Here is a 25359-nt window from a genome sequence, read left to right as displayed (position 1 = left end):
TTCCCGGGCAGGAACCCGGTATGGCCGATCTCGCCGTGCATGGCGCCGACCGAGCGGGCGCTCAGCGCGCCGCTGTCAACCAGCTTGAGCGCCGCGATGGCATGCGGCGCGAAGAATTGCGGACGGCGGCAATCGTAGGCGAGCGTGACGATTTGCCGATACAGTGTTCTGGTTGCCCATGGAGGCGCCGAAGCCGGTCTCCATCCCCCAGATGGCGAGCAGCACGCCGGCAGGCACGCCGTACTTGCGCTCGATGTTGCCGAAGAGTGCTGCGTTCGCCGTCTTGAGCGATCGGCCCTTGGAAATAATCGCGGGCCCGCCGCGGCGTCTCATAAAGTCATCGACCGAGCCGCCGAAAGCCCTGTTGACGGAGCGGTCGGCCCGGATGGTTCCTACGGCGTAATTCGCTCCGAGAAGCGCTGCAAGACCGTTCCCCCCGACGCCGGCGGCCTTTGCCGTCTCGGCAAACTCCACTTTCCACTGTTGAAACCCGGCAGCGCTGTTGCCGCATGAGGCCGCCTGAGCTTCGCACGTGAGAAGGCAGAGGGTCAGGGCACCCGCCGCAGCTATCAACTGTCCCTTAGCAAAGAACGCCATGTCGCTCTCCTAGCCGGTCCGATCCATCAAGCATCCGGCCGCATGGCGTCACTCCTTCCGGTTGCTCGCGCACTCCAGAAATTTGATCAGATCAATTATAGTGGTTGGGCAAAATAAAGCCAGCCATAGCGATTTGGGCCTTTCGCAAGTGCGGGGCGACCCCACCCACGCACTAGTTGGCAACGCTGGTGCAGGCGCGCCGCTTTCGACCTTCGTCAAGGTGTCGTTCGTTCGGCATTTCGATGAGTTACTTTGGCAACGTCCGCTATCGGGAACCGCCTTGGAGTCACCTCACAGGCCGACATGGCGGCGCGTTGCTGACTGGCGGTTTGGGGGCCGTTGGCGGACCGTCTGCTTTCTCGTCGGCTGAACGATCATCCTACTTCCCAAAAGGCAGCATCGCGACTACGAAGCGCGAAAAACACCGACTTGCCAGCGTCAATAACTGTATGACGGCCATGTTCGCGGATGAGAACTCTCGTTTCTCCGATTATGAGCATAGCCGCCAAGTACGGTCCTCGCCCCCCGTCGAGATCCGCCACTTCGGGAACTCGCGGCAACGGCAAGGCGAGGAAAGGCTACTATTCAGGAAGCGTTCGGTGTAGCTTTCGAGCGAAAAGTTTAGGTCGCGGCGAGGAACGGCATGTCGCCCATTTGGTATGTTAGGCTACCAGAAACTGGCGACGCTCAACTCACCGACGCTAGACGGGAAACCGAATCTTGAGATTGCTCAAGCGCCTTTTTCAGAGAGTTCTCGTCTTCTGTCTGGGCGTTTTTAGTGTTTGGCTGATAGTCTTCGTCGTTTTCGATACTGCGGACCATAGACTTCCATGGATCTTAGCGGTCAGCCTTACCTACGGGTTGAGTGCCTATGTCATTCTGCCAAATATCGTTCGAATGGGCCTAAAGGTTCTTAATCGGAAACTTATCCCTAGATACACGATCACCGGGGATGGTCTTCCCGGCGATCCCGTAAATCTTGTCCTCATTGGAACTCTTCAACAGCTGCGCGACGCGTTTACAACAGCGGGCTGGTCGACGGCGGATCGTTTGGGGATAGTGTCCTCGTGGCGAATGATACGAGCRTTTCTGCTCAACTCTCCGTATCCCACCGCTCCTTTCAGCACGCTCTATCTCTTTGGACGAAGGCAGGACATAGGGTTCCAGCAGCCCATCAACAATAGCCCGCGCCAGCGCCATCACGTCCGTTTCTGGGCGCTGAACCTCGCCCACTCCGAGGACGATATGACAGMARCAAGCTTCTGGTTGAATACCGATAAGCCGCCGACCGATCAGCACGTATTGTGGGTCGGGGCTGGCACCAGGGACACTGGAATATCACTGGCCCGACTAACACTCCAAGTGACACACGCTACCGATTCAGACACGAATGCAGAACGCAATTACATCGTCACCCAGCTGAGGGAAAAAGGGGTGATCGGGGACGTCGCATTGCACCAATCGGGTTCGATTTTGCAGACTGGAAAGGTCAATCACTACATTACAGACGGTGAGATCGCCTTCGCCAACTTGWCAGAACATTGATCGAATATCTCTCTTGCACCAAATCCTGTTGCCGTTCGTCGTCGGCGCATTGCTCGCCTATCTGTTCGTTCCGGTGATCGACAGGTTGGAGCGGTTCGGGATCAATCGTTCCTTTGCAGCTCTTGCCGTCTTCCTGCCGCTGGTTGCGGGCTTTGTCGCCTTTCTCCTGGTGATGCTCCCCGCCGTCATTGGCGAGGCCAGATTTTTTGTTGAGGAGTTTCCTCGCTACATCACACGACTGCAGTCACTTCTGATCGAAGCAAACCTCCCTTTGCTGCATAGTGTCATGGGCAATGAGCTTCACATCGAACAATCGGCCGCTGATGTCGCGAGGACGATGGGCAGCGACTGGCTCGATCGCTTCCTTCGCTCGTTGTGGTCGAGCGGACTGGCCTTGATTTCCCTTCTTTCGCTGCTCGTGGTCACGCCCATCATTGCCATCTATCTCGCTATTGACTGGCAACGAATGATTGCGACGGTCGACGGCTGGTTCTCCCCGGCGTACCGCGGTGATGTTCGGGCGCTTGGGCGCGAAATCCACGAAACGGTCGCGGGCTATGTGCGCGGGCAGGTCGTCATTTGCCTCACGCTTGCCGTGCTTTATGCGACAGCCCTGAAAATGACCGGGCTCAACCATGCCATTTTGATCGGCATCAGCGCAGGCCTGATCAGTTTTGTTCCCTATCTCGGGGCCGCCACGGGTATCTTGGTATCGACGTGTGTTGCGATGGCTCAGTTCTGGCCGAATTGGGTACCTGTCGCGGTTGTGGGGGGCATCTTTATCGTCGGGGAAATGCTTGCCGACTATGTGCTGTCGCCGCGCGTCATTGGTACTCGCGTCAAGCTCCACCCAGTCTGGATGATGTTTGCGATGTTTGCCTTTGGATGGCTGTTCGGCTTCATCGGCGTGTTGTTGGCGATACCGATCGCGGCATCGTTGGGTGTGATCTTGCGGTTCGCGTGGCGGCAGTCGCAGGCAAGTTCAGGTTACCACGTCTCAGACGGGGCTGGCCCGGAATGATTAAAAGACCGGCATTGTAGCCGATCTGCTGCAGCGGTATCGCCGAAGTGGAGGCCTATCCAGGGCACACCAGACGAACGGACAGCCACTAGGCACGGAATGAAGGCATCACGCCGCCAACGGGCTAGCAGCGGGGCATGCAGCTCTGCCTCACTTGGATGATCCTCTCGACCAGCCGCTGCAGCACCCGGATGGAGCCGCCCTGCCAGACGGACGCCAGCGCCTCGATCTCTGTCCCGTCGAGGGGCGTCGCCCAGCGCGCATCGAACCCCTCGCTGGCAGCGCCGTGGCCGCAAGCAGAAGCGCTGCAATGTCCCCTGCCCGACGAATTGCTGACCATCGTCGACAAGCCGGCAGCACCCGCAACTGAAGAAGCGCAGATGTCGTTATAGGAAATGCAAAGCAGCGATGCAGCGGTTCGCTTCAGCAAGATGATCGAAGACCAGCATGCCGGCGTGATTGCTTTGTCGAGTGACGTAAAGGGGCTGCGCGTCGCCCTCTACTGCCACGGCGTGCAGGAAATGCAGTGAGCCCGCGCCAATAGACGATTGCCTCTGACCAATCGCTGCAATATTGCTGTGTCGGGCTTGAGGGGGAATATTTGAAATGATTGGGCGGGAAACGCTGTTCATTGCAGCGACAGTTGCGTTGTTTTCGCTTTCGGGCGTTGCTCACGCGCAGACGTATGAAGTGATCGATACCCGTCCCGCGTGGAATGGGACCAGTTTCATCTCCACCTTTGGCGTTCCGAATACTGCGACCTACGGCCAGACCATTACGCCGACCTCTGCGCAGACCAATTTGCAGGATTTCACGTTCTACCTGGCTCAGTCATCGGGAACAGCGCCGCAGGTGCAAGCCTTCGTTTACAAGTGGAACCCTACGACGCAACGCATCGTCGGTTCCCCGCTTTACCAGTCCACGGTATTCATCGCCCCTTCTGGCGCCGGCTACAGTCCAGTCACCGTCAGCACTGGTGGCGTCACCTTGGTCGCCGGAAGCCAGTACGTGACGTTTCTCACGACCTCTATGACATCCCCCCAATCAAGCGCGAACTATAAGTGGGGTTCAATTGGCTCGGACGGCGTCTATGCAGGCGGTAGTTTCGTCTATTTTAACAATGGCATGAATTTCTCTCTGCTTTCCTCCGCTAGTTGGTCATGGATTTCACAAGACCTCGCGTTCCTTATGACTTTCGGGATGCCACGACCCGACTATGGAGCGCTGAATCGGAACCAGCAGGCGGTAGCCAAATCGCTGCTCTCATATTTCGATGCGAACGACGCACTTCCATCTGCCTTCGCGGGCCTGAGCGCGGAAGAACTGACCCTGTTTTCTGGCGAGGTAGGGACAGTCGCAATTTCATCGGCTCTGCATTCGGCCAATATGTTCTTGGCCCAGATCAGCGACCCATATGCGACGGGGGCCGGCAGAACACCGCTGGTTTCACAGCAACCCGCCCCTCTGAGTTATTCGACCGATACCACACAGTTGTCCTCGGAGGTGGCGCTGGCCGCCCTTGGCGGAGACACGCCGAGCGCGGCTGAAGCCGCCAACAACGAACTCGCCAAGGCCAGAGTGAAGTCGGCCCAGACCGGTCATGGGATTGAAACGCCCTGGGGCATGTGGGGTACGGTTTACGGCGGTTCACAGGATATCGACGGCGACGTGGCCATCGGTTCGACCAATCTGACAACGCGCGGCTGGGGCGTCGCGACCGGTTTCGATCGCCGGCTGGATGGTGGCAAGGTCGGTTTTGCGCTTGGTGGCGCCGGCTCGAACTTCTCGCTGGACAACGATCTGGGTTCCGGTCGCGCCGGAGTGTTCAACGCCGGCGCCTATGGCTCGAGGACATTCAGCCAGGCCTATGTGTCGGCCGCAGCAGGCTACGCCTTCAACAGCGTCGACACATCGCGCACTGTCATGGGCAACAACTACGAGGCCGACTATAACGCTCATACCCTGTCTGGCCGCCTCGAAGCCGGCTACCGCCACGATACGTCGTTTGCGGCGATAACGCCGTATGGTGCCGTGCAAGGGGCGAGCTACTTCATGCCCAGCTATTCCGAAACGTCGACGGGCAGCAGCGCGCCCTTGGCGCTGAACTACGATTCACACACAGAGTCCATTGTCCGTACCGAGCTTGGTGCACGGCTGGAACACTTCATCGCCACAGAAAGCGCCGGCATCAAATTGACCGGGCGCCTCGCTTGGGCCTGGAACGGGGACACCGCACGCACCGTCACGGCCAACTTCCAGAATCTTGGCGCCCCGAGCTTTACCGTGGATGGTGCTGAACCGGATCGCCACGCGCTGCTCGTCGACGCTGGCGCTGAGTTTGGCGTTTCCGACAACATGTCGGCCAAAGTGTCTTTCAACGGCGAGTTTTCGGGTAATGTCTCCGCATACGGAGCTGCTGCCTCTTTGAAATACCGCTGGTAGTCGAGATCCTTCGGATCGCTTCCCTGCCTTGCGCGTTTTCCACCTCGATACTGGAGACACGCCCCCATGCCTGACGATCCCACCATCACCAAGGAAGCCCGCAAGCTCGCTTCTGCCGACAAGGAATGCGAGCTCGTCGAGTTCTCGCGTAAGTGTGCAGTCGATTTGGCAAGCCGACGCTTTGATCATGCTACACGGCCCGTCCCGTGCCAAACTCGATGAAGTGATGCGTCAGGAAATCGCGCTCGTCGATGACACCGGGCGATAGCGATTTCATTCGGCTGCGCATTCCGACCCTTGTGGACGAGCCACCCGAAGGCGACGCGAGGACACATGAGATCAAATACGACGGCTACCGGACCCAGATCCACTTGGCGGCGGGCCTGCCATAGCCTTAACCCGCAACGGCCACGACTGGTCCATGAAGCATGCTTCCACGCGTCAGCTTATGGAAGTGCTCGGGCACGACAATATCGAACACGTGGAGCTCTATTCGCGTGAACCTTCGCAGGTTCGGCTGGCGGTTCAGGGCATGGACCGAGTCGCGCGCATGGTGCGAAAGAAATAGGCTTGGCTAACCTTGTTGGCTGCCGCCATATAACGTATTGATTTTATTATATCTTTGGTGGGCCCGGAGGGACTCGAACCCCCAACCAAGCGGTTATGAGCCGCCGGCTCTAACCATTGAGCTACAGGCCCCACGCGGGCTGGATAGTAAGTTTTTGGGGCCGGCACAAGCCATCTTCGCCGATCTATTGCGCGCCGCCGCAATCCACCCATAATCCGCCCCTATTCGACACTCTCGAAGGGCCCCGCTGAATGGAGAATATATTATGAATCGCAAATACATGGCGCTCGCACTTGCAGCGGCTCTAGCACTTCCCGCGGCTGCCGCCCGCGCCGACAATCAACCCTCGCCGCGCATCATCGTGACCGGCGAAGGCGAGGCATTTGTTGCGCCTGATCTTGCGCTGCTGTCGCTGTCGGTGATGCGCGAGGCCAAGACGGCGCGCGAGGCGCTCGACGCCAACAACGACGCCATGGCCGCCGTGATCGCCTCGATGAAGTCCGCCGGCATCGCCGAACGCGATCTGCAGACGGCAGGCATCCAGATCCAGCCGCGCTACAACTTCACCAACAAGCCGGACGGATCGCAGGAAGCCGAACTCGTCGCCTACCAGGTCACCAACACGCTTTCGGTGCGCATCCGCGACATCTCCAAGACCGGCGATGTCCTCGACAAGGCGGTGTCGCTCGGCGTCAACCAGGGTGGCGGCATCAGCTTCACCAACGAAAAGCCTCAGCCCATCATCACCGAGGCGCGCAAGCTGGCGGTGGCTGACGCCATCGCCAAGGCCAAGGTGCTGGCCGAGGCAGCCGGTGTCAATCTCGGCAAGGTGATCGAAATCGCCGACCAGTCCTTCGCTGCGCCGCCGATGCCGATGCAGGCCAAGTCGTTTGACCGTGCCGCAGGTTCGGTTCCCGTCGAAGCCGGCGAAAACGCCTACCGCGTCCAGGTCAACGTCACGTTTGAATTGAAGAACTAACCAGCACACCGGAATTCTGCCGCGCGTTCACGCGCGGCAGAACTTCATGGCGATAGCAAACAATGAAAAACCCCGGAGGCCTGACCTCCGGGGTTTTGTTTGGAACCTCATTCCGATCCAATCGGAATGAAACAGGTTCTAGTAGCGCACCACCGGGCAGTTCGGGGCGCGGGCGAAGCTGACAGCAATGCGCTCGCCATACTTGCGGCCGCTCACCGTGATGGTGCGGCGGTTGACGTCAACGATGCGGGCGCGGCGCACACCCATGCGATCGGCCTTGTCGAGCGCGCGGTCAGGCGTGCAGTTGCGGTTCCAGCGACCATCATCAGGGCGTCCGCCCCAGCGGCCATCGTTGCGGTCGTCCCAGCGACCGTTGTTGCGGTTGTCCCACCGGCCGTTGTCACGGTAGCCATCCTGGACATAGACGCCGACGCGCGGCTGGCCCTGGCCAAGGTTGAGGTAAAGGCCATCCGCCTGGGCCGAAGCAGGAATTGCCGCCAGCGTGCTGACGCCGATAAGGGCTGAAAGGGCGGCAGTCTTGATCTTGTCGAACATGGTCTTCTCCTTGAACTCCGTGGCGTCAAGCCGTCTTTGCCTGAGCGATGACTGCAGAGTGCATCACCCAAGCTGAACCGATTTCGAACCGTGCATTCATATTCGGTTCATCTGGCAAATATTTGATTTTGCAGGATATTTCTTACACCGTGTTACACGGCGTGAGTCGCTGTGCGGCCGCGAGATAGCCGGCAGAAGGCGACGGTTATATGGCGATCGGATGGGATCTGCGCGCTTACGGCTCTTCTTCGAGCATGTGGTCGAAATAGTCTTCCGGCTCGGCCAGATCGTCCTCCGAAGCCGTCAGCCGGCCGCGCACCGAGATGCCAGCGTCATGCACCGTCTCGGAACTGCCGGAGACGAGATGATGCCACCAATAGAGGTCGCGCCCCTCGCCGACGAGCCGGTAGGCACAGGTGCTGGGCAACCAGGAGATGGTGCGGACATTTTGCGGCGTAAGCCCAACGCAATCGGGCACGCGCGCGAGGCGATTGGCGTAATCCGAACAGCGGCAGGTCGCGCCGTCGAACAGGCGGCAGCCGACACTGGTCCAGTAGATTTCGCCGGTGTCTTCATCCTCGAGCTTGGACAGGCAGCATTTGCCGCAGCCATCGCAGAGCGATTCCCACTGCGTGGGGCTCATCGCCTCCAGCGGCGTCGTTTTCCAGAAGGGCTCGTCCATGCTGTGGCATGTGGCGCGCATCGCCGTCCGCGTCAAGCCAATGCGCGCTTCGCATTCATCGCCAGTTCAGTGAAACCACGATATTGCCTTGTTGCAGTCGGGCAAATGCCCCGAAGCGATGCGACTGCCGGGCCGCGGAACCATTCTCAGGTTCCACATGTTTGGGCGGGGACGGGACCTTATTTCATGGAGAATTTCCAACGATGAAACGCCAACCACGGATTCTCGCAGGCACGGCAATCGGCCTGTTCATGGCATCCGCGCCGTTGAGCGCCATGCCGCTGCCGCATGGCGCGGAGCATGGTGCAGGATTGTCGCTGCCGCTGATCCGCGTGCAGGCAGAGTGCCAGGAAGGCGAATCGGCGGAAGCTTGCGCCGCGCGTCAGGGCGGCGCCCAGCAGGAACAGGCGCCCGCGCCCGAACCGCAGGCGGAGCCGGCACCCCAGCCAGAGCCGCAACCACAGCCGGAACCTCAACCAGAGCCGCAGCCTGAACCTCAGCCGCAGCCAGAGCCTGCTCCCGCGCCGCAGCCTGAGCCAGCCCCGCAACCGCGAGCCGAGCAGCCGCAGGCCGAAGAGCCAGCACCCGAGCCGCGCCGCAAGCAAAAGCCAGTGGAAGAAGTGGCACCTCAGCAAGAGGCTGCCCCCCAGGTCGAGCCGGCACCGCAGCCACAGGCGGAAGAGCCAGCACCCAAGCGCAAGAAGCGCGAGCCGGTCGCCGAGCAGCCGCAGGAACAGCCTGACCCGGCCGCGGAGCCCCAAGAGCAACCCGCTGCAACCCCTGAGGTTGCACCGCAGCCGGAACCGCAGGCCGAACAGCCAGCGCCCAAGCGCAAGCCCAAGGAAAAGGCGCCTGTCGCCGAGGAGGCGCAGCCAGCGCCAACGCCCGAAGTCGCACCGCAGCCGCAAGCTCAACCCGAGCCGAAGCCCCAGGCCGAACAGCCTGCCGAACAGCCGGCTGAAAAGCCAGCTCAGCCCACGCCGGAACAGGTGCCGACGCCGGCCCCTACTCCTGAAACCACCGCGCCTGCGGCTGAAAAGCCTGCCGAGCACAAGCCCGCTGAACATAAGCCGGCGACGGAGCAACCTGCGACTGGCGAACAACCGGCACAGCAGCCCGCAACTGGCGAGCAATCTGCGCAGCAACCAGCCACGGGCGAGCAACCTGCGACCGGCGAAAAGCCGGCCGCTGGCGAGCAACCGGCACAGCAGGGCGAGGCTCCCGTCAACCCGAACGAGGCGCCGCTGCTCGACAGCCAGAAGGAAACCCCGCCTCCTGCCGAAGCGGCCAAGCCCGCCAAACCCGCGGAAGGCGAGCAGGCTGGCCAGCCAGCGCCCGGCCAAGCTGAGGGGCAAACCGCTCAGCCGCAGCCGGTACCGGTCGATCCGGGGCCGCCGCCGGTCGACGACAAGGCGGCAACCGTGCAGGCCCAGCCTGTCACCATCCAGCCGGTGACCGCCGAACAAGGCACACGCATCGAGCGAATGCCCGAGGTCGACCTGCGCCGCAGGCCGCGTCCCGAAGGCACCGAGGTGGTGCGCGAGATCGGCGACCGCGTCATCATCCAGATCAACAACCAGGTCATCGTCGAGAGCAACGACAGGCCGCGCATGACGCGCGACGCCCAGGACGTCTACTACGAGGACCTACCGCGCGGCCGCACCCGCGAGGTGATCCTGCGCGACAATGGCAACCAGATCATCACCATTCGCAACCGCTATGGCGACATCGTCCAGCGCTCGCGCATCACGCCGGATGGGCGCGAATATGTGCTGAGCTATGTCGACGACCAGTATTACGAGCAGATGGACGAGTGGCGCGATCCAGGTCTCGACCTGCCGCCGATGCAGCTGCATATCCCGCGCAACGAGTACATTCTCGACGCGCAATATGTCGAAGATCCTGACGCCTATTACGACTTTCTCGAGCGTCCGCCGGTGGAGCGCGTCAAGCGCCTCTACTCGATCGACGAGGTCAAGCGTTCGGCCCGCGTCCGCGACATCGCGCGTCGTGTCGACCTCGACACGCTCAACTTCGAGTTTGGCTCGGCCTCGATCAGCGAAGCCGAGGTTGCCAAGCTAGAAGGCGTCGCCAACGCCATGGAAAAGCTGCTCAAGAAGAACCCGGCCGAAACCTTCCTCATCGAGGGTCACACGGATGCCGTCGGCTCTGACGTTGCCAATCTGGCGCTGTCCGACAGACGCGCCGAGTCGGTTGCCGATGCGTTGACCAATGTCTTCGGCATTCCGCCGGAGAACCTGTCGACGCAAGGCTATGGCGAACGCTACCTCAAGGTGAAGACCGACAAGCGCGAACGCGAAAACCGCCGCGTCGCCATCCGTCGCATCACGCCTTTGGTGGCGCCGATCGCCAGCGCCAAATAGCGCCTGGCAGCGATGAAACAGACCCGGCCCGCGCTATCAGCGGGTCGGGTTTTTCCATCGTCTTTCAGCCGCATACGCACCCAGGTGGGGCTCGGGATCGCCGGTAACAATCACGCGATCACCGCGCTTTGGCCATTGAATCGCTGGATTTTGATGCCACTTTGTCGGTGACGTGGTTCCCTGCCCCGTCCCATCTCCGGCATTTGAGGAGATACAGGCCCGGCCGAATCCCCCCTCCAGCGGCCGGGCCTTGTTTTATCCAAAAACCTGTTGCATTCGTGCGGCTACAGCCTCAATTCCCAATCCCAGAAATTTCGGACGTCCCATGAAGCGCCTCGAACACGCTGTTGAATCCATCATCCTTGCCTCGCGCTGGCTGCTCGTGGTGTTTTACCTCGGCCTCGCCGTGGCGCTCGGCATCTACGCCCTGTCCTTCGTCAAGAAGCTCTATGAGTTCGTCATGAAGGTGATGGTGCTCGACGACACCGACACCATCCTCAAGGTGCTGGGGTTGATCGACGCCGCCCTTGTCGCCTCGCTGGTGGTGATGGTCATCATCTCCGGCTACGAAAATTTCGTCAGCCGCTTCGACAATCACGATGGCGAGGTCCACTGGCTCGGCACCATCGACATCAGCTCGCTCAAGATCAAGGTCGCCTCGACCATCGTTGCGATCTCGTCGATCCACCTGCTGCAGGTCTTCCTCAATCACCAGCAATATACCTCCAACCAGCTGATGTGGTTGACCCTGATCCACCTGACCTTCGTGCTTTCGGCGCTGCTTCTCGCTTACATCGACCGGCTCACCGGCCTGACCAAGAGCGACAAGAAGGCTGTGAGCGAAGACGGCCCAAGCATCTGAGATCAATCGCGGCTCGAAAAACCTAAACTGGTTTTGGAGCCGCGATCTCCCCCGTATCCTCACGGTTTTCGGGTGGCTTCCACCCAAGCTTGTCCTGCATTATGGTCGCCTCTTCTTGAGGGAGGACGCCCGTGTCGATCGAATTCCTGCTGACCACGCTTGTCATCGTTGCTTCGCCGGGAACCGGTGTCGTCTACACGCTCGCCGCAGGGCTATCGCGCGGAGGACGGGCAAGCGTGCTTGCCGCCTTCGCCTGTACGCTCGGCATCGTTCCGCACCTGATCGCGGCACTGACGGGCCTTGCGGCACTGCTGCACACCAGCGCCTTGGCCTTCGAGATCGTCAAATATGCCGGCGTCGCCTATCTGCTCTACATGGCCTGGCAGAGCCTGCGCGAACACGGCGCGCTCAAGGTCGACGACAAGGCCGATCCGCGCACCGCGCGCCAGGTGCTTGTCGACGGCGTGCTGATCAACGTGCTCAACCCCAAGCTGTCGATTTTCTTCGTTGCCTTCCTGCCGCAGTTCATCGCGCCCAACGAACCGCATGTGCTCACCCGCATGCTCGAACTCTCCGGCGTGTTCATGCTGGCGACCTTCGTCATCTTCGCCATCTATGGCCTGTGCGCCGCAGCCGTGCGCGACAAGGTGACGGGCAGCCCGCGTGTCATGACCTGGATGCGCCGCAGCTTCGCTGCGGCGTTCGTCATGCTCGGCGCCAAGCTGGCGCTGACCGAGCGCTAGCTTCCCCAAATACATCAGCTATCGCTCATCCTTGCCGGAAGGCCGGCAGGAGAGGATACTCCCTTGGTGGATGCATTTGAGGGCGATGACCCGGATGCCCGCCCCCGGCGATTGAGCCGTGCTCCGTGGCGCCGGAGGGAGGTGTGCCGTGACGACATACATCATGCTGATGAAATGGACCGACCAGGGCGTGCGCGAGGTGCGGTCGTCGCCCAAGCGGCTCGATGCGGCCAAGAAGCTGCTCGGCGACATGGGCGGCTCGTTCAAGCAGTTCTACCTGACCATGGGCGAATTCGACATGGTGGCAGTGGCCGAAGCGCCCGACGACGCGGTGGCGGCGCGGTTTGCGCTGATCCTCAGCCAAGGCGGCAATGTACGCACGCGCACGCTGAAGGCCTTCCCGGAACTCGCCTACCGCGAAATCATCGCCTCGCTCGGATAAAGCGAATTGCGAAGAAGTCAGGTGCACGCATCTCGCGTGCGCTCTGGCTGCGCCGAATTCAAAACGCCTCGACTGCAACAAGGCAAGCGTCTAAGCTTCGGAAAAACAACGGGAAGAACCAGATGTCGTTTCTGAAGAGGCTTTTTGGCGGTGGCGGCGGTGCGGCGGAGACGGCAGCACCTACGGTTGCCAAGGAGATCGAATACAAGGGCTTTGCCATCAAGGCGATGCCCTACAAGGAAGGCGGCCAGTTCCAAACCTGCGGCGTGGTTTCCAAGGATGTCGGCGGTGTCGTCAAGGAACACAAATTCATCCGCGCCGACCGTTTCGCGGCACTCGACGACGCCGTCGAAGTGTCGTTGACCAAGGGCCGCCAGCTCGTCGATGAGCAAGGCGAGCGCATGTTCGGCTAAGGCGGATTGTTTCCGGCAAAGTCGTCAGACTGCCATTTTATCATGCCGATCAAGCGCTCTGCGACCTGACGTAGCCGATGTAGCCGCGCACGTCGTTGGCGGGTTCGGTGTAAGCATTACCCAGCGATTTCTCCATTGCCGCGACATAGGCCTTTGCCCAGCCTGGCAACGGATAGTCGATGACGGCGAGGAACTCCAAGGTCGCGGCAAGCCTGATGTCGGCGATGGAGGGCCTGTCGCCGCCGATGAAGGGCTGGTCCTTGATATAGAAGGCGCGGAACACGTCGAGCGGCTCGGCGAGTGCTTCGACAGCCGCTTGGCGCGCCTTTTCCTTGGTCGTGGCATCGGCATCGCTGTGGCCGACTTCACCAGGATATTGCGGAAAGTTGAGTGCCGGGTAGGTAGCGCGCGCCAGATATGGATAGAAGGTGCCGATGAGATAGAACATGGCGCTGTCGATCATCGCACGCCGTTCTGGATCCCTGGGGTAGAGGTTCTCCAGACCATGCTTGTTGGAGAGATACTGCATGATGGCGCAGCTCTCCCACAACACGCCATTGGGCAATTCAGAGGTTTCGATCATCGGCGTGAGATGGGCCGGGCATGCCGCGAGATATTCTGGCGTCCTGGTCTGGCCGAAGACGTCCTTCTCGGTGAAGCCGAGACCCGAGGCGCGCAGGAACACCCGCGCGCTCATGTTGTTGACGCTTGGCTTGATGACGTTGAGCTTGATGTCGGCCATATCAGCTTCTCCCAAATTCAGTTCTTGCGATAAGGATCCTTGGGCTCCCGCCCGGCCGACAGGGTCGACCGGCTGCGCTCGGTGAGCGCCTCGATGGCGTCCGCCAGGTGGATTTCGGCGATGTTGTAATCACCGCGGGCGACCCTGACCTTGTGGGCCTCCATCAGCACGTCGGCATGGGTGTGGCCGGCCGGCGGGTCGAACCTGTATGAGGCGAGCTCGATCAGAAGACCAAGCGGGTCCTCGAAATAGATCGAATCCATGAAGCCGCGATCCTTGACGCCGCTGTGCTTGATGGCGCGCTCGTCCAGGCGCGCGACGGCTTGCAGGAATGTCACCCGCGAGACCGCGAAGGCAATGTGATGCACGCAGCCAATGTCGGTCGGCGTCCGCTTGGGATCGGGTTTGCGGTTCTCGTCGGTGAAGATGGTGATGAGGCGGCCGTCGCCGGGATCAAAATAGAGGTGGCTTTCGCTCGCCTTGTCGAGATTAGGCTGCTCGAAGATGAAGGGCATGCCCAGCAGGCCTTCCCAGAAGTCGATCGAGGTATTCCGGTCAGCGCCGACAAGGGTGATGTGATGTACGCCTTGGGCCTGGAGCTTTCGCATTACCATCCTCCGTTGGCATCAGTGCAGCACGAATGTCGTTACAGGCAAGGAATCGTGGACATTGCGCTGACCCGGAGTTGGCGCCGGTCAGCAGCAGCTGGAAACATCAGGTGAAACCGCGCGGGGCACAAGCCGCCGGTGAGTTCCCGGCGGCCAATGGCGATGCCGCTGGGCCTGGCAAGTGAAGCCGCACCTTGATTGGCGCTATGCATTCGTCACCCTTGGCCGTGCCTGCGGTTGCCGGACGTTCATCGTCCGCGATGCGGCGGCATCGGACCTCGCAAATACTAGTTCAATTTCGAAACGCATGCCAGAAAACAGCCGAGCCTCGGCTGCCGGCGCAGCAATGGCGCCAATTCGGACAAATCAGGTGTTGGCGTTCGAGCTTAGCTCCTGAGGCCCGGCGCTTCCTGGCCCGTGCGCTCGACATATTCCGTATAGCCGCCACCATAGGTGTGGATGCCGTCGGGCGTCAGTTCCAGCACGCGATTGGAAAGGGCCGCCAGGAAGTGGCGGTCGTGCGAAACAAACAGCATCGTGCCCTCATACTGCGACAGCGCCGTGATGAGCATCTCCTTGGTGGTGATGTCCAGATGGTTGGTCGGCTCGTCGAGCACCAGAAGGTTCGGCGGATCAAACAGCATGATCGCCATCACGAGCCGCGCCTTTTCGCCTCCCGACAGCACGCGGCATTTCTTCTCGACGTCATCGCCGGAAAATCCGAAGCAGCCGGCAAGCGCGCGCAGCGGCGCTTGCCCCGCCTGCGGGAACGTATCTTCGAGCTGCTGGAACACGGTGCGGTCGCCGTCGAGCAGGTCCATGGCATGCTGGGCGAAGTAGCCCATCTTGACGCTGGGACCGCGCGCGACCGTGCCGTCGTCGGGCTTGGAAGCACCGGCGACCAGCTTCAGCAGCGTCGACTTGCCCGCGCCGTTGATGCCCATGATGCACCAGCGCTCCTTGCGGCGGACCTGGAAATCAAGGCCTTCATAGATGGTCTTGCTGCCATAGCTTTTGTGCACGTTCTTGAGCGTGACGACATCCTCGCCCGAACGCGGTGCCGGCTGGAATTCGAATGACACCGTCTGGCGGCGCTTGGGCGGTTCGACCTTGTCGATCTTGTCGAGCTTCTTGACCCGGCTCTGCACCTGGGCTGCGTGCGAGGCGCGCGCCTTGAAGCGTTCGATGAAGGCGATTTCCTTGGACAGCATGGCCTGCTGGCGCTCAAATTGTGCCTGCTGCTGCTTGTCGGCCAGCACGCGCTGCTGCTGGTAGAATTCGTAATCGCCGGAATAGGCGGTGAGCGAACCACCGTCGATTTCCACGACCTTGTTGACGATGCGGTTCATGAACTCGCGGTCGTGCGAGGTCATCAAAAGCGCGCCGTCATAACCCTTGAGGAAGGCTTCGAGCCAGATCAGGCTTTCGAGATCAAGGTGGTTGCTCGGCTCGTCGAGCAGCAGGGCGTCGGGGCGCATGAGCAGGATCTTGGCAAGTGCTACGCGCATCTTCCAGCCGCCCGACAGCGCACCGACATCGCCGTCCATCATCTCCTGCGAGAAGCCAAGACCATCGAGCACTTCGCGCGCACGGCCGTCGAGCGAGTAGCCGTCGAGTTCTTCGAAGCGCCCCTGCACCTCGCCATAACGCTCGATGACCTGGTCCATTTCGTCGGCGCGATCGGGGTCGACCATCGCGGCTTCCAGTTCGCGCATCTCGGCGATCATCGAACCGATCGGGCCAGCACCGTCCATGACTTCCGCCACAGGGCTGCGTCCGGCCATGTCGCCGACATCCTGGCTGAAATAGCCGATGGTGACGCCGCGATCGACCGAGACCTGGCCCTCGTCGGGCTGCTCCTGGCCAGTGATCATGCGGAAGAGCGTGGTCTTGCCGGCACCGTTGGGGCCGACGAGGCCGACCTTCTCGCCCCTCTGGAGCGCTGCGGAGGCCTCGATAAACACGATCTGCTTACCGTTCTGCTTGCCGATATTTTCGAGACGAATCATGTTTTGTAGGACCCAGAGGATTTGTCGGGTCACTACGTCATCAGTTGCGCCCGTAAAGAGTTCGCTCCTAAAGCATCCGGTGCCTTGGCGCGCAAGGGCTAGCGATGTCACAGGCGCCCAAACTTGGTGGCGGAAAGGCCCCGGCAGAGCGCCAGGGCCTTTGAACATCGTTTATGCCGGCTGGACCAGATTGGCGAGCAGGCGGAAAGCGCCGGGCACCAGCTTGTCGAGCTGATGGTGCAGCACCAGGCTGGTATGGGTGTGGCGGCCCTTGCCGATTTCGGCCGACAGCAGCGAACCGTCGAGCTTTTCTTCGCCCTTGTCGCTCATGGCCAGAAGCGGCTTGTAGGCCTTGTCCCATTCGGACGCGAAATAGAGCCCGCGTTCCTTGTCCCAGTTCGCCCAGTCCTCCGGCCCGATCTTGTTGGGACGGTTGAGCAGCGGATGTTCGGGTTCGAGGATATCGACCTCTGCATTGGCATCGGTGACGCGGTAGCGGATCGACGGCGAGCCGATCTTGAGGAACAGCGGCGGCACTTTCTCCGCATCCCAGCCATCGCTCGGGCGATGGTAGAGCGTGACCAGATGGCCGCCATCATTGACCCATTTGTGCAGTTCGGGCACCGCCTTGGCGAGGTCCTTGCGCTTGCCGAAGGCGAAAATGCCGACAACGATGGTCTTGAGATCGCGATAGGTGCCCTGCTCGACGTCGGCGGGGCTGAGCTCCACGACGTCGATGCCAAGCCGCTTCATCCACAGCCCGACCTTGTCGTTGCCACCGCTGATGTAGCCGACCTTCAACCCGGTCAGCTCAGCACCCACGGTCTGCACCGGAACCGAGACCCTGGTCGGCACGACGGAGCGGCCGATATGCGGATAGGTGAAGGTGTTGATCGCATAGGCGTCCGTGCCGAGCAGCTTGGGCTCGATGGCAAAGCGCGTTTCGCCGGGCTTTGCAGGTGGCTGCAGGTCGAAGGTGCCGGAGTTGTCCGACGCTTCGCCTGACGGGTTCAGCGCCCAGCCCTCGGGCAGGTCGATCTTGAGGTCGCCGACCTTGGCGTTGGTGACTGTCGCTGTCATGGCGACAGGCACGAGATCGGCGGCCGTATTGAACACCACCGCGTCGGGCTTCAATTCCAGCGAGGCCGAGGGAAGAACCCTGAGTGCATCTTCCAGATCGACATCCAGCACCGCCGACCGGTCGCCGATCTTCACGGTCAGCCGCACGAAGGCGTCGCCATTGCCGCCGAGCGGGTCGAACTGCTCGGTCAGCGGGTTGGTGAGCTCGGCGTCGCTTGCGACCGAAAGCTGGTCGTTGCTGGCAGTCAGTCCCTTGCGGGCGATGATCTCGGCGGATTCCACCACCACGCTTTCAGGCGCCTCGACCAGCGTCTTGACGGTAATGGTGTCGCCCGGCTTGAGGTCCCCACCTTCGGTGAAGGCGCGGACATGCATGCCCGAGGCGGTTGCCAGAACCAGATCGATTTCGCGCGCCTTGCGCTCGAGGCGGTGAGCGACCTGAGCGCGCAGTTCGGCGGGCAGCTGCTTGCGGGCTTCGTCGATGGCCTTGGCGATCTCGACAGCCTTGTTCGTCACCACGACCGGGTCGCCATAGTCGGCGATGGCCTCGTCGATCAGTCCTTGCGCATTGCGCAGCGCGTCGGCCGATGAGGCCGGCATGCCGTCGAGCTTGGCGATGTCGCCCACGGTGGCGATCAGGCCGTCGCGGATGTCGTTTTCGCTCTTGGCCGGTTCGCCCTGGGCGATACGCGCCAGATGCAGCTGCCACTCGGTTTGCGGCTCGGCACGCCATTTGCCCATGCCCTGGGTCAGATGGCAGGAGCGCGACCATTCTCCCATCTGCGGGAAGGTGGCACCCGATATCTTGTCGCGCTCGGGCGCCTTGACGGTAAGGGTGGTGGGCGGCGGCGGTGTCTCGTCGTCATAGACGCCCCCGCCACCGCCATAAGCGGGTGAGTAGATCTTGGGCACGTTCCACGGGTCGAGGCCGGCTGCGATCTGGTCGGGATATTCCTTGGCATCGCCAGAGATGCCGGCGGTGATGAAGGTCGCAACAACAGCCGCGCGGTGCTGGCCATGCTGGCCAGGAACGTCGAGGAAGCAGTTCATGACGATGTCGGGCTTGTACTGGCGGAAGGCCCAGGTCATGCGCTCGACGACGCGGTCGCGGCCCCAGCGGTCGATGGTGGCGTCGGGGTCCTTGGAGAAGCCGAAATCATGCACCGAATCGGAATGACCACGTCCGCCGAAAGCCAGCGAGGCGTCGAGCGCGCGTGAAGCTTCCTGCATTTCGCGAGTGCGCAGCACGCCAAGCACCGAACCGCGCTCGGCGCCGATGCTGTTCTGGCCGCCTTCGCCACGGGTGATGCAATAAAGCACCGGGCGGATGCCATAGACGTGGCGCAGTGCTGCCAGAAGGCCGCTCGGCTCATCATCGGGATGTGCACCCGTGGTCATGAAGGTAAGCGTCGAGGTCAGACGCTCCAGGCGGCGATGAAGGGTGACGATTGCCGGCTCAAGCTTCTGCCGGGCGATAAGCTCGAGGTCGGAAGCAGGCGCGGCATGCGCTTCGGTGCGCATGGCCAGCAAGGCAGGCGGTAGCGATGCGATGAACAATCGCCGGGTCATCGTCGTCATGAAGATCTCCTCTCGTGATCAGGCGGTGCCCAAAGATGGCAACTCCCCTCCCTTGGGCACCTCCGCTAGCCTCAGGGGCCAGCCACAGAGACTATGGTCAGCCAAATAAAATAACTCAAGTAAGTTTATGTATTTGAGCAAATGCTGTTTGAAGAGGAGAACCGAGCGCGAAGAAGATCAAATCTGCGCCCGTTTGCCTTGCTGAACCGTGGTTTCGCGCTGGGCCGACCTGCATGGGGCTCATGCCAATAGCCGCAGAGGCTTCCCGCCCTGGCCCGCCATCAGCAAGAAACTGGATCAAACAGGTTTGTGCGAAGAGACGTCGCTTACGCCTGCTGCGGCGGCGCCTTCATCAGCCCGTCGATGAGAGCGGCGATCACCGCGAGCTGGTCGTTGAACGAAGCGCCCGCGTCGATCGCCAATGCGGCACGGTCGAATGTGGCGGCAAGCAATCCGGTGAGTGCATCAAGGGGCAGCTTGCGCATCGCACCGGCACGCATGGTGGCGGCAAGTCCCTCGCGCAGCGTGCGGTTGCCGTGGCGCTCGTCAATGGCGTCCATGCCGGCGCGGCCAAGCACCGCCGGGCCGTCGAGCAGCAATAGCCGCGTGCGTCCTGGTACCTGCATCGCCCGGAGATAGGCTTCGGTGCCGGCCAGAAGCGCTTCGCGGGCACCAAGCGCCACCGGCGCTGCACGCTCGATCTCGTCGGCGACGGCGCTCGCCTCCTGCTCGGCTACCGCGGCGAACAGCGCCTGCTTGTCGCTGAAGTGGTGATAGAGCGCGCCGCGCGTCACGCCGGCCGCAGCCACGATCTCGGGCGTGCCTGTTTCTGCATAGGATTTTTCGGTGAACAGCCTGCGCGCGGCCGCGATCAGGTCGCCGCGCGTCGCTTCGGTGCGGTCGCGGTTGGAACGGCGTGGGATTCTCTCTTGCATACATGCAGCCTGTATGTTAATTCACATTTACATGCAGACTGTATGTTGATTGAGGAGAGAAGGAAAGCCATGAAAACGACCAGCTACTATCCCGTTCTGATGACCGGCGACGTCGCCGGCACCGCCGCTTTCTATATCCAGCACTTCCGCTTCGCGTCGGAGTTTGACGCCGGCTGGTATGTCCACCTGCGGTCGACGGAAGACAGGCGCGTCGATCTCGCCATCGTCCAGGGCGACCACGAGACGATCCGCGAGGAGGGGCGCGGGCGGGTCGCCGGCCTGCTCATCAATTTCGAGGTCAAGGATGTCGATGCCGTGCATGAACGGCTGGTTGCGGAAGGACTGCCGATCCTGCGCTCGCTTCGCGATGAAGACTTCGGGCAGCGCCACTTCATCACCAGGGATCCCAACGGCGTGCTGATCGACGTCATCACGCCAATCCCGCCGAGTCCCGAGTTCCAGGCGCTGTATGTGCCGGATAGGGTTGACGCCTGACGCAAACGAAAACGGAGGCGCCGCGAGGCGCCTCCGTTGAAAGTCTCGATCTCGCCTTCACGCCCGGCCGGCAGGCTTAGTCCTGGACATAGCAACGCTTGCGGGTGCCGGGCGCCGGGTCGCCGAACGTATCGTTGTCGCAGTCGACGCCGTCGCGGAAAACGCCTTCTTCATATTGTCCGATCGTCCCATAGCGAACGCGCTTGCGGCCATAGAAGTCGCAGAACTGGTTCTCGTTTGCGCAAACAACCCACCTGTTGCGACGAGGTTCACCGTATTCGCCGCCGTAGTTGTCGCGACCGCCTCTGCCGCGCTGGACGATGTAGCACTCCTTGCGAAGGCCCGGCGCCGGGTCGCCGAAGACACGGTTCGAGCAGCGGACCGCCGGTTCATCGATAAAGCGCGAGGTGGTCCTGCCTTGCGCGCCGTAGACGACTTCAGCCGGAAATGGCAGCCGGCATGTGCCACCTTCCGAAGCGCAGCGGACCAGGCGCTGTTGTTGAGCGGAGGCAGGGCTGGGCGTGAACGTCGACACGGTTGCAGCAAGACCTGCGACGCAAATAGATGCGAAAGCCGTCCGCATCGTAAGGGTGTGGGCGATTGACACTGGATATATGTCCTTGGTTCGTTGTGCTGATCGACGTTAAAAGCCGCGTCTTGAACGCATGATGAACGCGGCTTTTTAGCGATTGGTCGTTTCCTTGGCTGCCCTTTTTTTGCCCTGGGAAGCGCTGCGCCGCAATCAAACTTGGCCCTGCCGATTGCCAAATTGCCGGCAGGATGCCGCAGCCTCCGCATCTGCCACCACATACCCCAGCGTCCGCAAGGGCTTGCGCAAGCTTTCGATCCATTAGAGACATCTGATTGAAATGTTAGAGGAAATTCCGTCCACAGCCGCAAGGCTTCAATAACTGGACTCTTTTAATCATGTATTGTACCTCGCGGTCGTTCAAACGGAATCGCAAGTACCATCATGAAATTCCCAAGCCTGTTTGCAGCGGCGCTGGTCTCCAGCACCGCCCTCTCCTCCTATGCGCTCGCGCAAGCCCAGCAGCCCATCATCGAATTTGAAGGCAATCTCGCCTACGGCCAAGGCGACGGCGGGCTCGGCATCTTCATGCCCTTCCTGCTCGACAGCGGCGACGGTGTTTTCTTCGATGCCAGCGGCAGCTTTATCGAAGGCTCGGCGCGGCAGGCGTCGTTCGGCATGGGTTACCGCCATCGCTACGGCAATGACTGGGTGCTCGGCGCTTATGGCTACCTCGACATCTTCAACAGCGACCTCGGCAATAGCTTCCACCAGCTGTCCTTCGGCGCGGAAGCCATCGGCAACAGCTTCGAGGCGCGCACCAATGTCTACCTGCCACTGACCGACGCCAAGCAGGTCGAAAACCTGAGCCGTGCCTTCATCTCCGGCAATGAGCTCAAATTCCAGGGCGGGCGCGAAGTCGCACGCGGCGGCGCGGACATCGAAGCAGGCGTGCGCGTGCCGATCTTTCCCGAGGACATGAAAGCCCAGATGAAGGTTTTCGGCGGCAGCTACTGGTATGAGGGCGACGGCATCGACGACACATTAGGCGTCAAGGCACGCGCCGAACTCACCTTCGCCGGCCTGCCCGGCGTTTCCGGCTCGACGCTGTCGCTTGGCACCTCGGTTTCATACGACAACGAAGATCGCACGGAGTTTGGCTTCACCGCCCGCCTGCGTGTGCCCCTTGGCGGCAACAGCAACGGCAAGGCAGCCTTCGACCCGATGTTCCAGCGCGTCGAACGCGCCGATTTCGTCCGCACCCATGCCGGTGCGACCGGCGCTGTCGAAGCGGCCGAATTCATCTCCAATGGCAAGACTGTCGGCAAGGTCGTCAGTGTTTCGGCCGCCACAGGCGACGCCGCGGCCATCAACGAAGCGCTCACCACCGCCGGCACCAATGCGCTTGTGCTGGCCAATGGCGGCATCTCGCTCGACCAGACATTGCAGCTCGGCGCAGGCCAGCACATGCTCGGTGGCGGCGGATCGATCGCTGTGCGCGGCGCCAACAGCCGGCTTGCTGCCGCTTTCCGCAACGACGGCCTGGCGACGACGCTCAGGGGGCTCAATCCCGCTGCGAACGTCGTGACCATGGGCACCGGCAGCGAGATCGCCAACCTCGCCATTTCAGGCGGGCTCGCGGGCATTGCGAGCAACGGCACGTCGAACATATCGATCCGCAACGTCGACATTTCGAAGACCGCCGGCGACGGCATCCGGCTCGACAACGTGACCGGCGCAACCATCGCAGGCGCTTCCATCCACGACCTCTATATCTGCGACAACAACACCGCTTGCGAATTCGCGGTGGGCAGGCCGAACCTGGCACCCTTTGCCGCGATCAGCGCGCTCGGCACCAGCGGGTTGACGGTGCGGGATACAGTGATCGACAGCGTCACCTACGGCATCTTCGCCGGCAGCCGTATCAATGACAAAGGCTGGCCCCCTGTCATCACCAACGCGGCCAACGACATCACCATAGACAATGTCACCATGTCCAAGTCCCGACGCGAGGGCATCTTGCTCGTCGCAGCCAACGACGTTGAGATGAACAAGGTCACCATCGACAATTCCGCGCAGGGGCTCGACATGGATCTGGTCGTGCTTCAGGGCACCTCCGATGTGACCATCACCGACATGACGCTCAAGGGCGGCGTCAACGGGCTGATGCTGGTCACCTCCAGCACCTTGCCTGAGGAGGCTGTCACCACCAACGTACGTGTCGACGGTCTCAAGGTAGACGGCACACGCAACGCCGGCATCTTCCTCAACCCGGTCGCCGGCATCAGCTTCAACGATGTCACCATCACCAATGCTGGCACCTACGGCGCCTTCATCTACGGCAGCCAGTGGTCCTTCCTGGGCGGTCCGGTGAAGGACATCGACTTCGGCAACATGCGCGTCGAAGGTGCCGCCAAGGCCGGCCTCTATTTCTCCGGCCCGGCGGAAAACATCCGCGGCGATGTCACCGTTGTCGGCACGCCACTCAACTGTCTCGCCGACCAGGGCACGTGGTCAGCCACGTCGCTGACCCAGAGTGCCAGCTCGGTCCTGAGGCTCAATGGCAACGAACTCGTCGCCAGCAAGCTGATGACCTCCTGCAAGTGATGATGACAGGCCCTCGCGACACCCGTTGCGAGGGCCTGCGCAATGCGCAAAATCGCCGTTGCCTGCGCTCTTTGCTATAAGTGGCGACGCCTGAAACGGAGGTCGCCATGATCGCTGCGCCCAGAATCGTCTTGTTTGCGGTCGCAAGCACGCTGATCAGCCTGGGGCTTGCGATTGTCGGCGCTGGCGGCATCGGGGCCTACTTTTCCAACCCGGCGCGCACCACGGCCGCCATCCTCATCATCGTTTTGTGGGCAGTCGCCCTTTTCAGCCGCGCAAATCTCAGCCCCGGCGAGCGGGAAGACCGCTCCGACCGCTGGGTGCTTGTGGCCTTCGGCGTGGTCGGCCTGCTCAATGCTTTCCTGCCCGCCTACACCGACCGCCTCGACGTCTGGACCATCGGCGGCGACACCATCCGCTGGATCGGCGTCGCCACGTTCGCCGCAGGCGGCGTCCTGCGACTGTGGCCGGTCTTTGTGCTGGGCAATCGTTTCAGTGGGTTGGTCGCCATCCAGCCGGGCCACAGGCTGGTCACGTCAGGCATCTATTCCGTCATCCGCAATCCAAGCTATCTCGGCCTGCTGGTCAATTCGCTCGGCTGGGCTCTCGTCTTCCGTTCCGGGGTCGGCCTCGTGTTGACCGCGCTGACCCTCCTGCCCCTGCTCGCGCGCATCGCGTCGGAGGAACGCCTGTTGCGTGCACATTTCGGCGCCGAATACGACGCCTACTTCAGCCGGACCTGGCGCTTGGTGCCCGGGTTGTTTTGAGCGGCGCTCACTCCTTTGGCGAATGACGACCTGCAAGTAATGATGATCGACCCTCGCGACACCCGTTGCGAGGGCATACCCAGTCCTCGCGCAGGCTCAAAGGCCGGTCGGACCGCGCGTCCTCATCAGCCAAACCACCGCGTCGGCGCCGCCGACACTGCTCCAGCGGGCTTGAGGAAGCGGCTTTCGAGTGCGTTCGACCGCGCCAGGAAACAGCTCGCGCACCTCCTCAGGAAACACCGGAAATGGCGGACCCAGGCTACGTTCAGGGTCGTATTCGATCGTCACAAGCAGCAAAGCGGCGCCCGGTTCCAGCCGCTGCCTTAGGTGTTTGGCATACCGGGCACGGCCCTGCTTCGGCAAGGCCACGAGGCCACCACGGTCCAGTGCCCCGGCATATGTGCCGTCAAGGTCGAAGAAATCCCCCTGCAAAATTGTGACGCCCCCGCCTCGCCACCACACGAATGGTCCGGCAGCAGCGCGGTCGGGGACGATGTCGCGCTCGGTGAAAAAGGCCTCGCAGGCGATCGGCGAGATTTCGACGCCGATCACATCGAACCCGTGCGCGGCCAGCCACGCCATATCGGGCGACTTCCCCGACATCGGAACCAAAATCTTGCTTCCCGGACATAGCTGGAGTTTCGGCCAATGTGTGGCGACCAGGCGCCCACGTTCCCCTGCGGTGAACGCCCCTCCACCATCCACCCATTTGGATTTCCAGAACTCAGGTCCGTAATCACAGTCAGGAATGCTGATTTTCCTTAAAGACGTACCGA

General features: G+C 61.6%; 23 protein-coding genes, 1 tRNA gene and 1 pseudogene. 14 read left to right on the top strand and 11 right to left on the bottom strand.

The window, feature by feature from the left end:
- Positions 1-597: pseudogene (locus tag AC1DLV_RS22625) on the bottom strand (lytic murein transglycosylase); the annotation flags it as partial.
- Positions 598-1317: 720 nt separating this feature from the next.
- Here AC1DLV_RS22625 and AC1DLV_RS22620 point away from each other — a divergent pair.
- The 5 genes from AC1DLV_RS22620 (at position 1318) to AC1DLV_RS22600 (ending at position 5605) form a co-directional block, all read left to right on the top strand.
- Positions 1318-2142 carry an LssY C-terminal domain-containing protein gene (locus AC1DLV_RS22620; protein WP_476803647.1) on the top strand — a complete coding sequence of 275 codons (825 nt, stop codon included), beginning with the start codon at positions 1318-1320 and terminating at the stop codon, positions 2140-2142.
- Positions 2143-2155: 13 nt separating this feature from the next.
- A complete protein-coding gene (locus tag AC1DLV_RS22615) occupies positions 2156-3163 on the top strand; it encodes an AI-2E family transporter (RefSeq protein ID WP_476836247.1) in 1008 nt (335 codons plus the stop codon).
- A 137-nt stretch (positions 3164-3300) separates the two neighbouring features.
- Positions 3301-3555 (top strand): hypothetical protein, encoded by a 255-nt coding sequence (locus AC1DLV_RS22610; RefSeq protein ID WP_476802294.1) that lies wholly within the window; start codon positions 3301-3303, stop codon positions 3553-3555.
- Positions 3556-3558: 3 nt separating this feature from the next.
- Positions 3559-3693, top strand: a complete 135-nt coding sequence (locus AC1DLV_RS22605) for a hypothetical protein (protein WP_476802293.1) — start codon at positions 3559-3561, stop codon at positions 3691-3693.
- Positions 3694-3769: 76 nt separating this feature from the next.
- Entirely contained in the window at positions 3770-5605 is a 1836-nt protein-coding gene (locus tag AC1DLV_RS22600) for an autotransporter domain-containing protein (protein ID WP_476802292.1), read from the top strand.
- Positions 5606-6228: 623 nt separating this feature from the next.
- Here the strand turns inward: AC1DLV_RS22600 and AC1DLV_RS22595 are convergent.
- A tRNA-Ile gene (locus AC1DLV_RS22595) sits at positions 6229-6304 on the bottom strand.
- A gap of 134 nt (positions 6305-6438) precedes the next feature.
- On the opposite strand from AC1DLV_RS22595, the gene AC1DLV_RS22590 reads away from it, so the two are divergent.
- A complete protein-coding gene (locus AC1DLV_RS22590) occupies positions 6439-7152 on the top strand; it encodes an SIMPL domain-containing protein (protein WP_476802291.1) in 714 nt (237 codons plus the stop codon).
- 138 nt (positions 7153-7290) lie between these two features.
- Here the strand turns inward: AC1DLV_RS22590 and AC1DLV_RS22585 are convergent, their stop codons facing one another.
- Both AC1DLV_RS22585 and AC1DLV_RS22580 read right to left on the bottom strand, forming a co-directional pair.
- A complete protein-coding gene (locus tag AC1DLV_RS22585; RefSeq protein ID WP_476802290.1) occupies positions 7291-7707 on the bottom strand; it encodes a hypothetical protein in 417 nt (138 codons plus the stop codon).
- A 235-nt stretch (positions 7708-7942) separates the two neighbouring features.
- Positions 7943-8389 carry a YcgN family cysteine cluster protein gene (locus tag AC1DLV_RS22580; RefSeq protein WP_476802302.1) on the bottom strand — a complete coding sequence of 149 codons (447 nt, stop codon included), beginning with the start codon at positions 8387-8389 and terminating at the stop codon, positions 7943-7945.
- Positions 8390-8592: 203 nt separating this feature from the next.
- On the opposite strand from AC1DLV_RS22580, the gene AC1DLV_RS22575 reads away from it, so the two are divergent.
- The 5 genes from AC1DLV_RS22575 to AC1DLV_RS22555 all read left to right on the top strand — a co-directional run bounded on the left by AC1DLV_RS22575 (position 8593) and on the right by AC1DLV_RS22555 (position 13233).
- Positions 8593-10773, top strand: a complete 2181-nt coding sequence (locus AC1DLV_RS22575; RefSeq protein ID WP_476802289.1) for an OmpA family protein — start codon at positions 8593-8595, stop codon at positions 10771-10773.
- Between the two features lie 325 nt (positions 10774-11098).
- On the top strand, positions 11099-11635 hold the full coding sequence (locus AC1DLV_RS22570) for a TIGR00645 family protein (protein WP_476802288.1): 537 nt from the start codon (positions 11099-11101) through the stop codon (positions 11633-11635).
- Between the two features lie 131 nt (positions 11636-11766).
- Positions 11767-12378 carry a LysE family translocator gene (locus AC1DLV_RS22565; protein WP_476802287.1) on the top strand — a complete coding sequence of 204 codons (612 nt, stop codon included), beginning with the start codon at positions 11767-11769 and terminating at the stop codon, positions 12376-12378.
- A 148-nt stretch (positions 12379-12526) separates the two neighbouring features.
- On the top strand, positions 12527-12820 hold the full coding sequence (locus AC1DLV_RS22560) for a GYD domain-containing protein (protein ID WP_476802286.1): 294 nt from the start codon (positions 12527-12529) through the stop codon (positions 12818-12820).
- Positions 12821-12942: 122 nt separating this feature from the next.
- Complete coding sequence (locus AC1DLV_RS22555) at positions 12943-13233, top strand: HlyU family transcriptional regulator (protein WP_476802285.1); 291 nt, start codon at positions 12943-12945, stop codon at positions 13231-13233.
- A gap of 49 nt (positions 13234-13282) precedes the next feature.
- Here the strand turns inward: AC1DLV_RS22555 and AC1DLV_RS22550 are convergent, their stop codons facing one another.
- The 5 genes from AC1DLV_RS22550 to AC1DLV_RS22530 all read right to left on the bottom strand — a co-directional run bounded on the left by AC1DLV_RS22550 (position 13283) and on the right by AC1DLV_RS22530 (position 20185).
- The gene (locus AC1DLV_RS22550; protein ID WP_476802284.1) at positions 13283-13975 is read right to left on the bottom strand and encodes a glutathione S-transferase family protein; all 693 of its coding nucleotides are present in this window, start codon (positions 13973-13975) and stop codon (positions 13283-13285) included.
- A gap of 17 nt (positions 13976-13992) precedes the next feature.
- On the bottom strand, positions 13993-14583 hold the full coding sequence (locus tag AC1DLV_RS22545) for a VOC family protein (RefSeq protein ID WP_476802283.1): 591 nt from the start codon (positions 14581-14583) through the stop codon (positions 13993-13995).
- Positions 14584-14969: 386 nt separating this feature from the next.
- Positions 14970-16592, bottom strand: coding sequence for an ABC-F family ATP-binding cassette domain-containing protein (locus AC1DLV_RS22540; RefSeq protein ID WP_476802282.1), 1623 nt, complete (start codon positions 16590-16592; stop codon positions 14970-14972).
- 171 nt (positions 16593-16763) lie between these two features.
- The gene (locus AC1DLV_RS22535) at positions 16764-19250 is read right to left on the bottom strand and encodes a PIG-L family deacetylase (RefSeq protein ID WP_476802281.1); all 2487 of its coding nucleotides are present in this window, start codon (positions 19248-19250) and stop codon (positions 16764-16766) included.
- Between the two features lie 326 nt (positions 19251-19576).
- The gene (locus AC1DLV_RS22530; protein WP_476802280.1) at positions 19577-20185 is read right to left on the bottom strand and encodes a TetR/AcrR family transcriptional regulator; all 609 of its coding nucleotides are present in this window, start codon (positions 20183-20185) and stop codon (positions 19577-19579) included.
- A 69-nt stretch (positions 20186-20254) separates the two neighbouring features.
- Between AC1DLV_RS22530 and AC1DLV_RS22525 the strand changes: the two genes are divergently transcribed.
- On the top strand, positions 20255-20680 hold the full coding sequence (locus tag AC1DLV_RS22525) for a VOC family protein (protein ID WP_476802279.1): 426 nt from the start codon (positions 20255-20257) through the stop codon (positions 20678-20680).
- Positions 20681-20756: 76 nt separating this feature from the next.
- On the opposite strand, the gene AC1DLV_RS22520 is transcribed toward AC1DLV_RS22525, so the two are convergent.
- Entirely contained in the window at positions 20757-21287 is a 531-nt protein-coding gene (locus tag AC1DLV_RS22520; RefSeq protein WP_476802278.1) for a hypothetical protein, read from the bottom strand.
- Between the two features lie 366 nt (positions 21288-21653).
- On the opposite strand from AC1DLV_RS22520, the gene AC1DLV_RS22515 reads away from it, so the two are divergent.
- Positions 21654-23816, top strand: a complete 2163-nt coding sequence (locus tag AC1DLV_RS22515) for a right-handed parallel beta-helix repeat-containing protein (RefSeq protein ID WP_476802277.1) — start codon at positions 21654-21656, stop codon at positions 23814-23816.
- 107 nt (positions 23817-23923) lie between these two features.
- Entirely contained in the window at positions 23924-24583 is a 660-nt protein-coding gene (locus AC1DLV_RS22510) for a methyltransferase family protein (RefSeq protein ID WP_476802276.1), read from the top strand.
- 96 nt (positions 24584-24679) lie between these two features.
- On the opposite strand, the gene AC1DLV_RS22505 is transcribed toward AC1DLV_RS22510, so the two are convergent.
- Positions 24680-25333 (bottom strand): class I SAM-dependent methyltransferase, encoded by a 654-nt coding sequence (locus AC1DLV_RS22505; RefSeq protein ID WP_476802301.1) that lies wholly within the window; start codon positions 25331-25333, stop codon positions 24680-24682.
- Positions 25334-25359: the final 26 nt, after the last annotated feature.

Source organism: Aminobacter sp. 01T433, assembly GCF_056398585.1.
Note: the sequence above shows the minus strand (reverse complement) of the source record. Positions and strands in the feature narration are given on the sequence as shown.